Genomic DNA, 13,648 nt, shown 5'->3' with positions numbered 1-13,648 from the left:
CTTAAATCTTAAATCTAAATTCTAAAATTAACTTCCACACATTTCACAATCTTCAGGATCTGCCGCTTGTGCTTTTAAAAGCATTGCTTTGTAATCCTCAACACTTATAGATTCAGTTTCCTGAACTAATGATGGTACCGCCTCTTGTTTTTTATCGTTGTTTAATGTGAATTTAATCGCATCTACAGCCGCTTTTGTTCTTAGGTAGTACATACCAGTTTTTAAACCAGACTGCCAAGCGTAGAAATGCATTGACGTTAGTTTAGAATAGTTAGCATCTTGCATGAACAAGTTCAACGATTGAGATTGGTCAATGAAATATCCTCTTTGACGAGACATATCGATAATATCTTTCATCGACATTTCCCAAACGGTTTTGTAAAGATCTTTTAAATCTTGCGGAATAATATCAATATTTTGAACAGATCCGTTATGACGCATAATTTCCTGTTTCAATGATTCATTCCATAAACCTAATTTCACTAAGTCTTCTAACAAATGTTTGTTTACTACGATGAACTCTCCAGACAATACACGACGTGTGTAAATGTTTGATGTATACGGTTCGAAAGCTTCGTTGTTTCCAAGGATTTGAGAAGTAGAAGCCGTTGGCATTGGCGCTACTAACAATGAGTTACGAACTCCGTGTTCCATAACTTCTTTTCTTAAAGAAGCCCAGTCCCAGCGTCCTGATAATTCTTCGTCTTTTAATCCCCACATATTGTATTGAAATTCTCCTTGTGACATTGGCGAACCAGCAAAAGTTGAATACGGTCCTTCTTCTTTTGCCATTTCCATAGAAGCAGTTACAGCAGCGAAGTATAATGTTTCGAAAATCTCCTGATTTAATTGTTTTGCTTCATCACTTGTAAAAGGCATACGCAGCATAATAAAAGCATCTGCCAAACCTTGCACACCTAAACCAACCGGACGGTGACGCATGTTTGAGTTTTCGGCTTCTTGAACTGGGTAATAATTTCTGTCGATTACCTTATTAAGGTTACGTGTTACACGTTTTGTAACATTGTAAAGTGCTTCGTGATCAAATTTTCCGTTTTCGATAAACATTGGCAATGAGATAGAAGCTAAGTTACAAACTGCAATTTCATCTTTAGATGTAAACTCCATAATCTCTGTACACAAGTTAGAAGAACGGATTGTTCCTAAATTCTTGTGGTTCGATTTACGGTTTGCTGCATCTTTATACAACATATATGGCGTTCCGGTTTCGATTTGAGATTCAAGGATTTTTTCCCATAACTCACGAGCGCGGATTGTTTTTCTTCCTTTTCCTCTAAATTCATAATCCGTATACAATGCTTCGAATTCTTCTCCATAAACATCATATAATCCAGGACATTCGTTAGGACACATTAAAGTCCAAGTTGAATCTTCCTGAACACGTTTCATGAATAAATCTGAAGTCCACATCGCGAAGAATAAATCTCTAGCACGCATTTCTTCTTTTCCTGTATTTTTCTTTAAATCCAGGAATTCGAAAATATCAGCATGCCAGGTTTCGATGTAAATCGCAAAACTTCCTTTACGTTTTCCTCCACCCTGATCTACGTAACGAGCGGTGTCATTGAAAACACGTAACATAGGAACAATTCCGTTTGAAGTCCCGTTTGTACCACGAATATAAGATCCCGTTGCACGTACGTTATGAATAGAAAGTCCGATTCCTCCAGCTGACTGAGAAATCTTAGCTGTTTGTTTTAATGTATCATAAATACCATCAATACTATCTTCCTGCATTGCCAAAAGGAAACAAGATGACATTTGAGGTTTTGGAGTTCCTGCATTAAACAATGTTGGCGTTGCGTGCGTAAAAAACTTTTTAGACATTAAATCGTAAGTTTCTATTACCGATTTTAAATCGTCTAAGTGAATACCAACAGAAACACGCATTAACATATGCTGCGGACGCTCTACGATTTTTCCGTTTATTTTAAGAAGATAAGAACGTTCTAAAGTTTTAAACCCAAAGTAATCGTAATTAAAATCTCTTGTATAAATAATATGAGAATCTAAAAAAGCAGCATTTTCCTGAATCACTTTGTAAACATCATCTGCAATTAATGGTGCTTCCTGACCATTTCTTGGATTTACGTAGTGATACATATCTTTCATCGTTTCTGAAAAAGATTTTTTTGTATTAGAATGTAAATTAGAAATCGCCACACGAGCCGCTAATTGTGCATAATCAGGATGTGCAATAGTCATAGATGCAGCAGTTTCTGCCGCAAGATTATCCAATTCTGAAGTCGAAACCCCATCATACAATCCTTCGATAACTCTCATCGCTACCTTAACCGGATCTACAAGCTCATTCAGGCCGTAACACAATTTTTTGATTCTTTCTGTAATCTTGTCAAACATTACAGGCTCTCTGTGTCCATCTCTTTTTACTACATACATAAGCTTATTTTTTAAAGTTATTGAATAAATGAAAGTAACTAGAAAACGAATTCCAGCACTTAAACATTGCGTGTTTTTAAATTATTTTTCGAGAATTACAGAATTCTCAATAGTTGTCCTTTCCCAATTTGAATATCAAACCGAAAAGCCGTTAAAATTGCTATTAAATCTCCGATTTGGGTAATAGAGATTTAACCTAAAATGTTCTGTAAAAATTAATTCGGGCTTTAGATAAAATTATCCCGAATTAAAAAAATGCTGTTGTTCTAAAAATCTGCGTCAAATGAAATTTTTTGAGCATCGCTGTCTGTGTTCATAACACCTGATTTTTGATACTCGGCAACACGTTTTTCAAAGAAATTAGTTTTTCCCTGAAGAGAAATCATGTCCATGAAATCGAATGGATTTGCTGATCCGTATACACGCTCGCATCCTAATTCAACCAAAAGTCTGTCGGCAACGAACTCTAAATACTGTGTCATTAAAGCTGCGTTCATACCAATTAAACTTACCGGAAGAGACTCAGTCACAAACTGTCTTTCGATATCTAATGCATCAACAATAATTTCTTTGATTCTGTCTTTTGGTACTTTGTTTACCAAATGGTGATTATGCAGGTGAACCGCAAAATCACAATGTACGCCTTCGTCACGAGAAATCAACTCATTCGAGAAAGTTAAACCTGGCATTAAACCACGTTTTTTTAACCAATAAATTGAACAGAAAGCACCTGAAAAAAAGATTCCTTCAACAGCAGCAAAAGCAATAAGTCTTTCGGCAAATGAATCAGACTCGATCCATTTTAAAGCCCATTCTGCTTTTTTACCAATTGCAGGAAATACTTCTAAAGCATTAAACAACTCTGCTTTTTCTGCATCATCTTTTACATAAGTATCAATTAATAAAGAATAAGTCTCACTGTGAATATTCTCCATCATAATTTGGAAACCATAGAAAAACTTTGCTTCTGGGTACTGAACTTCGTTTACAAAATTCTCAGCAAGGTTTTCATTTACGATTCCGTCAGAAGCTGCAAAGAATGCTAAAATGTGTTTAATGAAATATTTTTCGTCGTCATTAAGTTTATTATTCCAATCTGTTAAGTCCTGATGCAAATCGATTTCTTCAGCAGTCCAGAAACTAGCTTCCATTTTTTTATACCATTCCCAAATATCATGGTGTTTGATAGGAAAAATAACGAAACGATTTTTATTTTCTTGTAAGATTGGCTCTACTTGTGACATGACAAATTTTGTTAAATTTTTATACCGAAACTTTACTAATTCAGTAGACTACAAAGATTGTCAATTATAGCTAAAAATGAAAGTCAAACTTATTCACAATTTGCTGTAGTTTTTAACAAAGGCCAAAAATTGAAAAATTTTTCAGACAATAATTAATTCACTGAAAATAAACACATTAAACATTTCAATTATACTCTAAAGCCCCGTAAAATATAGACTTTTAAATATAAAAAGCAAGAAATTTTAAATAGTTTTAAAAAGTTTTTTTTGAGTCAAAACTTTATTTTTTTGAAGCAAAATAGAGCTTTCGAAAAAGGTATTTTTTACACTTTAAGTTCTTACGAATTTTTAAGTTCCTGGGCTACTTTTTCAAGCTCCAGATACCAGTCTTCTCCAAAGCGTCGAATCAAGGCTTCTTTTACGAATTTGTAAACGGGAACTTCTAATTCTTTTCCTAGAGAACAGGCGTCGTCGCAAATATCCCATCGATCATAATTTACGGCTGCAAATTCTGTGAAGTCTTTTACACGAATTGGATATAAATGACAAGATACTGGTTTCTTCCAATCTACGATTCCTTGATTATAAGCCTGCTCGATTCCGCAAAGTGCTGTTTTTCCATCAAAAATAACATAGGCGCAATCTTTATTATCGATAAGCGGCGTTTCAAGATCACCATCCGTTCCTTTTACCCAGGCACCTTGTGCTTCGATTGCCTCAATTCCTTCTTTTCTTAAAAAAGGTTTTACTTTTGGATAAATTTCTTCTAAGATTTTAGTTTCAGCCTCATTCAAAGGCGCACCCGCATCTCCATCAACACAACAAGCCCCTTTACAGGCAGACAAGTTGCACACAAATTCTTTTTCCAGAATGTCTTCTGAAACAATAGTTTTCCCTAACTGAAACATGATATTAAAATACTCTTATTTATAAAGTGCAAAGATAGTCAAACAAAGCAGATAAAAAATTTACCACAAAGATTCACAATCCCGATAGCTATCGGGACCGCAAAGATTCGCAAAGAATATTTCATTTTTAATCTTTTCACAATTTTTACTTTGTGAATCTTTATGTAGAAACTTTGCGATACCTTGTAATAAAAACATTAATTGTTACAAATATCACTTTTTTAATCATTAAACCATGTTTTTATAACAAAAATACATTGTACCAAAAAAACACCTAACTTTATTATCTACTTTTGCAGCAGTTTTTAAACCCTTAAAATCAAAAAGATATGTTAGAAATCGACTTCAAAGAAATCATTACAGTAAGTATGGTACTTTTTGCCGTAATTGACATTGTAGGTTCAATTCCGATTATCGTAAACTTAAGAGCAAAAGTGGGACATATCGATTCTGAAAAAGCTTCGATCGTTGCCGGCGCAATTATGATTGTATTTCTTTTTGTTGGAGAAGGTTTACTAAACTTAATCGGGATTGATGTTCATTCATTTGCCGTGGCAGGATCGTTTGTATTATTTTTCCTGGCTTTAGAAATGATTTTAGGAATTCGTATTTACCGTGATGAAGAACCAGGATCAGCTTCTATTGTACCTTTGGCATTTCCGTTGATTGCAGGAGCGGGAACTATGACAACTTTACTTTCACTTAGATCACAATTTCATACTATAAATATTATAATCGCAATTTTACTTAATATTATATTGGTATATGTTGTTTTGAAATCATCCAAAAAGATCGAAAATTTACTAGGAGAAAACGGACTTGGCGTGGTCCGCAAGACATTTGGAGTAATACTTCTAGCAATAGCTGTTAAATTATTCGCCGCTAATGTTAAAGGTTTGTTTGTCTAAGATTTATTTTTATACTTTTACCCCCATTAAAATTATAAAATACAACTTTAAGACATTTTATTAAAGTTTTACTTTGATATTTTTATAAACAACAACCAATATGAAAATCTTCACTTCAATCTTAGTGCTTTTAGCATTAGCTTTAATTGTTTTTAATATTACGCTGTTAGACTTTAAAAATCCTTTTCAGGGAGATAGTATGGTAGCTTTTATTGGAATCGCAGCTTCGTTTTGCGCGGTATTGATTCTTTTGATTTTTAGAATTTCAAAAAGAATTGAAGAAAAAACAAACGGCAGATAATATATGTTTGACGTTTTAATTATCGGCGGCGGCGTATCGGGCATGTCTTGTGCCTTAGTTCTGGGTTCTGCTAAAAACAAAGCTTTTGTTACCGACAAAAAAATCGGAATTTTTACACATCAGAAAAACTCTTCTTTACAAGAAGCGATTTTCTACAATGCTTATGGCATTACACCAGGAAAACTGGGTTCTGAATTGCTTACAGAAAGTACTCAGGATTTAGCAGCAACTTATCCGCATATTGAACAAATTGAAAATGAAAAAGTAATTAAAGTAGAGGGAGCTTATCCTGAATTTACTGTTACTACAAATAAAAACTCCTACCAAACAAAAATTATTGTTGTCGGAATTGGTTCTGCCAATACTTTTAATATTGAAGGCTTAACGCAGTATATTGAACCACACAAAAAAGCACTTCCGGAAAAACAGCGTATTCAGCTTAAAAATGAAGATCATAAAGTTGCTGAAGGTATTTATGTGATTGGAACTTTAGCCGGTTGGAGAAGTCAGCTTGCTATTGCTGCAGGAAGCGGTGCCGCTGTTGCCACAGATATTCTCACTTTATGGAATAACGGCGTACAAACTCACGCACACGATAGTATTAGATAAAATCTATTATTTAAATTGCACTTTATTATAACTAGGTAATACCGGCAGAGGCAAAGCCGTAGTATCTGCATGCATTGAAAAATGTATCAATTCTTTCTTTTTTTTCGCAAAAGAGAGAGTATCTTTCATCTTTTGATAATTTTCTTCAATCTGGTTTACTTTTAAAGCGACATATAATTTCTTTATAGCCAAATCTATTTTATTCTTTTCTTGAAAACTATATTGATAAAACTTTTCTTTTTTATCAGCATAAACAACTTTCAACCTAAACATTGGAGAACTTTCCATACATCCATCCTGTTTATAGAAACCTACAAGAGTATTATTTTCTTCAATTGACGACAAAGAATTTACTAAATCTGTCACTAGCCTAGCATCTATTTTCGAATTAAAATAAATCTCATTCTTATTTGGAGAAAATCCACATATGTAACTTTGGTTCTCTCCATTTAAACTAAGAATAGAATAAATTTTTGGTTGGATATAAAATTCTCCCTTAAAAGATTCTGTAGGATATTTTAAATCCCAATTATAACAAATTAACTCAACACTCCTAATATCTTCTTTATTTGAAGAGCATCCAAAACTAAAAAAGACTAAAACTATCAGAAGTTTTTTCATCTAATATTATTAAATTTTTATTTCACCGAAACAATCTGCGTTACTTTAATATGGTTCTCATCATCAGATTTCCAGATTTCTCCTTTTAACGACACCACATCCCCTATTTTTAATTGTTTGTAATTTTGAGGTCCGCCAACGTTTACAATGCTGATTGTTGCAAAATATACTTCTTTTGTATCTGTGTTAACTTTTGCTGTGTAACCATCTTTTCCCGATTCAATAGAATCTACTTTTCCGGAAATTGTTTTAATATTATTATCTTTCATGGTTGTACAAGAGATTACAAAAGTCATTAAAACTACAACTAAACTTATTTTTTTTAGATTTTTCATATTTTGAATATTTAACCGCAAAGTACGCTAAGAATTACGCAGAGTTCGCTAAGTTTTGTTTTATGTTACTATTAAATTTTGAAACAAAATTTATGCCAGCTGAATGCAGCTTCCGGCAATAACTTTTAAATTATCATTAAACTTCTTCCAGACTCTGATGTATTTAAAAACGCCACTGACAGGATTATTGTCGTAAGTCCCTTTTAATGAAACGGTAACAGCAACCACAGCCGAATCATCAATTATATTAATATTTTGATCAGAAGCTTCAAGAGAATAAATTTTCATTATCCCGGAACGATAAACGTTTAGATCAAACTCCTTTGTAATGGTTTGTCCGTCTGGCATGTTAAAAAGCAAATCATCATGAAGCATTTGTTCCAAAAGGTCAACATCAGCATTTTTAACCGCAGTTAAAAGTTCGATTTCGGCATTTACAACTAAATCTTTTTCCATCAAATTAGAGTTTTAAAGATTATTTCTTCTGGTTTAAAACTGTTTTTATCATGGCGTCATCTTTTAAAATAACATCATAATAATACATTTCGCCATATAACTGACGTGCAAATTCTGCAGTAATATATCTATTTACCAATGCTTTGGTCTTATCTAATTTTAGATCTAAACCTGTCATTAAAATATAGTTTTTAAACTTTTTAAAATAAACATCGGAGTTTTTCATTTTTTCTAAAAACTCATTGAATTTAAGTCCTGTAAAAGCATTTCGGTCTTTGTCTAATTCTTCAAAAACAAAATGACCAACGATTCCGGTTTGAAGTAAATAGGCTACATTCTCATTTCCATGCTCAGCTTCCATCGGAACAAAAATATCCGGAACAATTCCTCCGCCGCCGTAAACAATTTTACCTTTTGGGGTTTTAAATTTTAGGGAATCAGCTACTTTTATGCTGTCTTTTGCATACAATTCACCCGAATTGATTCTTGATTCTGATTCTTTAAAATATTCTTCGTTTCCTTTTTTATAAGGTTTTTGAATCGATCTTCCGGTTGGTGTGTAATATCTCGCAACAGTCAAACGAACTGCAGATCCGTCGTTAAAATCCATCTCGCGCTGCACTAAACCTTTCCCGAAAGAACGACGGCCAACAATAGTTCCACGGTCACTGTCCTGAATTGCTCCGGCCAGGATTTCACTTGCAGAAGCGCTATTTTCATTAATTAAAACGTATACTTTTCCAGTTTCAAAACTTCCTGCTTTCGTAGCGTATGTTTTTTCGGTTGTTCCGTTTTTATTTTTGGTAAAAACAATCAGCTGTTTATCTTTCAGGAATTCATCAGCAATAGCAATAGCTTCTTCCATATAGCCTCCGCCATTATCTCGAAGATCAATTACAAGGGACTGAATTCCTTTTTGCTTTAAACGCATTAATCCGGTTTTGAATTCGTTAAAAGTCGTTTCGGCAAAACGGTTTATTTTGATGTAACCCGTATTGTTTCCAATTAATAATGAAGCATCAACACTTTTTATAGGAATAACATCACGTTTGATTTTAAATTTCAGCTTCTTTCCTTCTGACCTTCTAAAAACCGTCAATTCAATTTCAGAACCTTTGATTCCTTTTAATTTAGAAAACAAACTATCCGAAGGTAATCTTCTTCCATATAATTTCGTTTTTCCTGCGTATAAAATTCTATCGCCGGATTTTAATCCTGCTTTCGCAGAGGGTCCGTTTTCGACTGGTTTTATAATCGCAACAGAATCTTTATACATATAAAAATTAATCCCGATTCCAACGAAATCACCTTTCATGCTTTCGGCAACTTCGGCTTGTTCGCTCGGCGGAATATATACAGAATGCGGATCTAATTTTGAGAGGATATTATCGACAGTAAGATTTACGATCGAATCGGTATTGACACTGTCAACATATTCGGTATTGATAAAATCAATCAGTTTATTCAGCTTGGTTTTGGAGTAGTTTTTAGCCAAAAGCTGATCATCTGCGGAAGCGCTTGACAAACTTCCCATCACAATTCCGAGAGCTAGAGTTGCCCCGATAACAATTGGCAGATATTTTGGATTAAATTTCATTACTCTTCTAAAACAGGGATATGTTGTACTTCGACACCCGCTTTTATTAAAAACTGAATTCCGGAATCATCTCGGTATCCGTCCTGATACACCACTCTTCTTATTCCCGACTGATGTATCAATTTGCTGCATTCTTTACAAGGCGAAAGTGTGATGTAAAGAGTTGCGCCTTCGCAAGACTGCGTTGATCTGGCTACTTTCAGGATTGCATTTGCTTCGGCATGCAAAACGTCCCAGCGCGTTAACCCGTTTTCATCTTCACAGCAATTTTCAAATCCGGATGGTGTTCCATTATAACCGTCAGAAATGATCATTCTGTCTTTTACGATAATGGCGCCGACCTGTTTACGTTTGCAGTACGATAAAAGACTCCATTCTTTGGCGATTCGCAAATAAGCTTTATCGTATTTATTTAATTTCTTTACTTCCATTTATTTTATCTGTTCCAAATTGGACTTTCTATAATCATCGGAATTACAACTCCAATGATAAATGCTGACATAACCAGTGCCCAATCGCGTTTTGAGAAACGAAATACTGTTTGTACAATATATGAGATTACCAAAACTACAAAAACCACTACCAGTTGTGCCGCTTCGATTCCTAAAGCAAATTCTCCCAAAGGCAATAATTTTGAACTTGCCGATCCTCCTAAAATTGTTTTAAAATAATTTGAGAATCCAAGTCCATGGATAATTCCAAAGAACAAAGTGACAAAAAACACTACGTTTACTCCGTCATTTTTGGTCGCTTTTCCTGCAGTAAAAAGATGATACAGCGCCGTTATCAAAATCGTAATCGGAATTAAAAATTCGACGATATTTACTTTTATTGCAATTATTCCGAAAACTGAAAGTATTAAAGCTAATGTATGGCCGATTGTAAAAACCGAAACCAGAAGCAAAATACGTTTCCAGTCTTTAAAAGAATACGGAACAGTTAATGCGATTAAAAAAAGAACGTGATCGTAAGCGTTGATATCTAAAACATGCTTTAATCCTATTTGAAAATAAATCCAAAATTGCGACATACAGGTAATACTATTAAATGATTAGGGGTTGTAAACTTACGATTTATTTTGAAGATTTTACGATGCGATTTCTTAAAACAACAAGTAAAAATAAGTTAAATTTATGAGAAATTTAAAATTGTTAAATTAAAATAAGATTTATCTTTGTTCAATAAAAACCCATTTTAATTATGCCATTTTCAGAATTATTTGATAACGAATTCAAACAAAGAAACAGAGGTCATTTCTCTGCAATTGTGCGTGTAGCGTTTGCTGACGGTAAAGTAAGTCCAGAAGAAAAAGAATTTTTGGACAAATTAGCTTCAAGATTAGAAATTTCAGAAGAAGAATATACAGAAATCCTTAAAGATCCTTGGAAACATCCAATAAACCCGCCTTACTTATATACTCAGCGTTTAGAGCGTTTGTATGATTTGGCAAGAATGGTACACGTTGACCACCATTTAGGAGATCAGCAGGAAGTTATGCTTACCCGTATGGGATTAGCTTTAGGATTTACTCCCGGAAACGTAAATTATATTGTTTCAAAAGCATTATCTCTAATTGACAAAAAAGTTGATTTGGATACTTTCCTTTTCGAAATGGAAAATATGAACAAGTAATAATTTTCAGTTTTCAGCCACAGTTTACAGTTGTGCTGAAGTCTTAAAATTTATATCAAATTATAAACCCGACAGATTTTTTAAAATCTGTCGGGTTTGCTTTTATACATCAACTATAAACCTATAAACCTATAAACCGGACTGAAGTCCGGCCCTACAATATAGATCGAGCTAAGGCTATTTTTATAGTTCCGAAGGAACAAATTATATTGTAGAGCTGGACTTTAGTCCAGTTTTGATAAATAATTTATGGATTGAAGTTATTTTGACTGTATAATATTTATATTATCATAGTAATTACCTTCCTGCAGGGTAACAATAAGATTTCTGTCTTGATTTGTAGTATTCTTATTGATATTAATTATTATAGTAGTTCCTTCTTTTCTTTCGATCTTGAATTCATTATATTGTAAAACAAAACTCTGTTGAGCAGCTATTTCACTGTTAAAACCAAACCTTTCATCATTTATTCTTATATCGCTTATCTTCCACCATTTTGATTGTGAAGTAATTGTAACTGAATTTGCTTCTGAACTAAAAGTTACTTTTTTATTAGAAAGTTTAATCGGATCTCCGCCGCCTCCTATAGCGCCGCCTCCGTCATTTTGATCACTACTACAGGAAATTATTAAAAAGGAAAGCATAGTAAACAGGGTAGATAAAAATCTTGTTTTCATAATAATCTGATTTTTGGAATAATAAATATTTGTGGTTATTCTTATTTAAGATGACTAAATACAAAAATGGTTGCGTCTTTTTTGGAAGTTTTCAATTTACAGTCTCAGTTTACAATTTTGTAAATGGCTCAAAAAAACCCGACAGATTTTTAAAATCTGTCGGGTTTTTTGTTTATAGTCAAACGCAACTTGAAACGAAAAAACTTTAATTCGCTTCAGCCATAAATTCCTCTGCTTTTTCTACCATACTTTTACTTCCACAGAAAAAAGGAACCCTTTGGTGCAGTTCAGTCGGCTGGATTTCCATAATTCTTCCGAAACCGTCTGTTGCTTTTCCTCCGGCTTGTTCGGCAAGAAACGCCATTGGATTACATTCGTATAATAAACGTAATTTTCCTTTTGGTGCTTTTGAACTTGTTGGGTAAATATAAATTCCACCCTTAATCATATTACGATGAAAATCGGCCACTAAACTTCCTATATATCTTGACGTGTAAGGTCTGTCTTCTTCTTCGCGCTGGCAATACTTAATGTAATTTTTTACTCCCTGCGGAAAATGAACATAGTTTCCTTCGTTTACCGAATAAATATTTCCATTTTCTGGAAATTTCATATTCGGATGTGACAGGTAAAATGTTCCAATTGCCGGATTCAGCGTAAACCCATTTACACCATAACCTGTGGTATAAACCAACATTGTCGAAGTTCCATAAATTACATAGCCTGCTGCAACCTGATTGATTCCCGGTTGTAAAAAATCCTCGCTTGTTACCGGGGTTCCGATTGGAGTAACTCTTCTAAAAACAGAAAAAATACTTCCAACTGAAACATTTACATCAATGTTTGAAGATCCATCAAGAGGATCCATTAAGATCACGTACTTATTATTATGACAGTTGTCGCTCCCCTTAACTGTAATAAAATCGTCGTTTTCTTCTGAAGCGATACCACAGACAATCTCACGGTTTATTAACGTCTGGATAAATACTTCGTTTGCATAGACATCTAATTTTTGCTGGTCTTCTCCCTGAATATTCTGTTCGCCTGCTGCGCCAATAATATCCACCAATCCAGCTTGGTTTACTTTGTGGTTGACAACCTTTGCTGCCAGCCTAATTGAGTTGATAATCCGGGAAAGCTCTCCCGACGAATATTGAAATGCTTTTTGATTCTCAATAATAAACTCTCCCAGTGTTTTATTGCGTTCTTCCATTACTATATCGTTGTAGTTTTAATTTTAAGTCACAAATATCGTTTATTTTGTGAGAATGATTTAAAAATTATTTCGTTAGTTTGCTACAATTGTATATTTGCTAATTAATGGCAAAAAGTACTGAACAATAAAATGCTTTTTTAGCTAATAGTTAATTAATAATAAGAATAAATGAATATTAGAAAAGGAAATCCTGAAGACATGAGGTCAGTTTTAGGATTAATACAGGAGCTGGCAATATTCGAAAAAGAACCTGATGCTGTCGTTATTACAGAAGAAGATTTAGTACGTGACGGATTTGGAGAAAAACCTCTTTTTCAGGTTTTTGTAGCCGAAATTGATTCAACCGAAAATGAAAAAGGAAAAGAAATAGTAGGAATTGCATTGTACTATTACCGCTATTCAACCTGGAAAGGAAAAACCATACACCTTGAAGATTTAATTGTAAAAGAAAAAATGCGCGGCACTGGTTTAGGCACGGCACTTTATTCTGAAATTATGAAACAAGGAAAAAAAGATAACGTTCGAAGAGTAGAATGGAATGTTCTCGCATGGAATACGCCGGCAGTTAATTTCTATAAGAATTCCGGAGCAAGAATTCTTGATGACTGGCAGGTTGTGCAAATGGATGAAGCAGGAATTAGTTCGTACTTAGAAAAATTATAAAAAACAAAAAAATTAAGATTTCGCCCCAACAGTCTGAAATCTATCCCGATAGCTATCGGG

16 protein-coding genes are annotated in these 13,648 nt (G+C 33.8%); 5 read left to right on the top strand and 11 right to left on the bottom strand.

The genetic code is table 11. The features are described 5' to 3' along the window. Positions 1-27: 27 nt before the first annotated feature. From BUC29_RS10180 to BUC29_RS10170, 3 genes are all read right to left on the bottom strand, one after another. Positions 28-2,421 (bottom strand): ribonucleoside-diphosphate reductase subunit alpha, encoded by a 2,394-nt coding sequence (locus BUC29_RS10180; protein WP_073415883.1) that lies wholly within the window; start codon positions 2,419-2,421, stop codon positions 28-30. A 266-nt stretch (positions 2,422-2,687) separates the two neighbouring features. Then, complete coding sequence (locus BUC29_RS10175; protein WP_073415881.1) at positions 2,688-3,665, bottom strand: ribonucleotide-diphosphate reductase subunit beta; 978 nt, start codon at positions 3,663-3,665, stop codon at positions 2,688-2,690. Between the two features lie 338 nt (positions 3,666-4,003). After that, complete coding sequence (locus BUC29_RS10170) at positions 4,004-4,573, bottom strand: DUF3109 family protein (RefSeq protein WP_073415879.1); 570 nt, start codon at positions 4,571-4,573, stop codon at positions 4,004-4,006. Positions 4,574-4,902: 329 nt separating this feature from the next. On the opposite strand from BUC29_RS10170, the gene BUC29_RS10165 reads away from it, so the two are divergent. The 3 genes from BUC29_RS10165 to BUC29_RS10155 all read left to right on the top strand — a co-directional run bounded on the left by BUC29_RS10165 (position 4,903) and on the right by BUC29_RS10155 (position 6,391). Beyond that, a complete protein-coding gene (locus tag BUC29_RS10165; RefSeq protein ID WP_073415877.1) occupies positions 4,903-5,481 on the top strand; it encodes a MarC family protein in 579 nt (192 codons plus the stop codon). Between the two features lie 100 nt (positions 5,482-5,581). Then, entirely contained in the window at positions 5,582-5,782 is a 201-nt protein-coding gene (locus tag BUC29_RS10160) for a hypothetical protein (RefSeq protein ID WP_026728410.1), read from the top strand. Positions 5,783-5,785: 3 nt separating this feature from the next. Continuing rightward, on the top strand, positions 5,786-6,391 hold the full coding sequence (locus BUC29_RS10155; protein WP_073415875.1) for an FAD-dependent oxidoreductase: 606 nt from the start codon (positions 5,786-5,788) through the stop codon (positions 6,389-6,391). 6 nt (positions 6,392-6,397) lie between these two features. Here BUC29_RS10155 and BUC29_RS10150 read toward each other — a convergent pair whose 3' ends face one another. The 6 genes from BUC29_RS10150 to BUC29_RS10125 form a co-directional block, all read right to left on the bottom strand. Continuing rightward, positions 6,398-7,012 carry a hypothetical protein gene (locus tag BUC29_RS10150; RefSeq protein WP_073415873.1) on the bottom strand — a complete coding sequence of 205 codons (615 nt, stop codon included), beginning with the start codon at positions 7,010-7,012 and terminating at the stop codon, positions 6,398-6,400. A 17-nt stretch (positions 7,013-7,029) separates the two neighbouring features. Then, on the bottom strand, positions 7,030-7,347 hold the full coding sequence (locus BUC29_RS10145) for a hypothetical protein (RefSeq protein WP_073415871.1): 318 nt from the start codon (positions 7,345-7,347) through the stop codon (positions 7,030-7,032). A 90-nt stretch (positions 7,348-7,437) separates the two neighbouring features. Further along, positions 7,438-7,803: a nuclear transport factor 2 family protein gene (locus BUC29_RS10140; protein WP_073415868.1), complete on the bottom strand. Its 366-nt coding sequence runs from the start codon at positions 7,801-7,803 to the stop codon at positions 7,438-7,440. A 19-nt stretch (positions 7,804-7,822) separates the two neighbouring features. Then, entirely contained in the window at positions 7,823-9,400 is a 1,578-nt protein-coding gene (locus tag BUC29_RS10135) for a S41 family peptidase (RefSeq protein WP_073415865.1), read from the bottom strand. Further along, positions 9,400-9,831, bottom strand: a complete 432-nt coding sequence (locus tag BUC29_RS10130; protein WP_073415862.1) for a deoxycytidylate deaminase — start codon at positions 9,829-9,831, stop codon at positions 9,400-9,402. Before BUC29_RS10130 ends, BUC29_RS10135 begins: the two co-directional genes overlap by 1 nt. A 5-nt stretch (positions 9,832-9,836) precedes the next feature. Further along, positions 9,837-10,430, bottom strand: a complete 594-nt coding sequence (locus BUC29_RS10125) for a HupE/UreJ family protein (RefSeq protein WP_053472502.1) — start codon at positions 10,428-10,430, stop codon at positions 9,837-9,839. Positions 10,431-10,600: 170 nt separating this feature from the next. Between BUC29_RS10125 and BUC29_RS10120 the strand changes: the two genes are divergently transcribed. Then, positions 10,601-11,032, top strand: coding sequence for a tellurite resistance TerB family protein (locus BUC29_RS10120; RefSeq protein ID WP_073415860.1), 432 nt, complete (start codon positions 10,601-10,603; stop codon positions 11,030-11,032). A gap of 260 nt (positions 11,033-11,292) precedes the next feature. Here the strand turns inward: BUC29_RS10120 and BUC29_RS10115 are convergent, their stop codons facing one another. Next, positions 11,293-11,709: a hypothetical protein gene (locus BUC29_RS10115; RefSeq protein ID WP_139260464.1), complete on the bottom strand. Its 417-nt coding sequence runs from the start codon at positions 11,707-11,709 to the stop codon at positions 11,293-11,295. A 205-nt stretch (positions 11,710-11,914) separates the two neighbouring features. Next, on the bottom strand, positions 11,915-12,922 hold the full coding sequence (gene fbp / locus BUC29_RS10110; RefSeq protein ID WP_073415854.1) for a class 1 fructose-bisphosphatase: 1,008 nt from the start codon (positions 12,920-12,922) through the stop codon (positions 11,915-11,917). A 171-nt stretch (positions 12,923-13,093) separates the two neighbouring features. On the opposite strand from fbp, the gene BUC29_RS10105 reads away from it, so the two are divergent. Beyond that, on the top strand, positions 13,094-13,588 hold the full coding sequence (locus tag BUC29_RS10105; protein ID WP_073415851.1) for a GNAT family N-acetyltransferase: 495 nt from the start codon (positions 13,094-13,096) through the stop codon (positions 13,586-13,588). Positions 13,589-13,648 lie beyond the last annotated feature (60 nt).

The organism is Flavobacterium defluvii (assembly GCF_900129555.1).
Lineage (GTDB): Bacteria > Bacteroidota > Bacteroidia > Flavobacteriales > Flavobacteriaceae > Flavobacterium > Flavobacterium defluvii.
The sequence above is the reverse complement of the archived record's forward strand: the minus strand, read 5'-3'. Positions and strand labels throughout refer to the sequence as shown.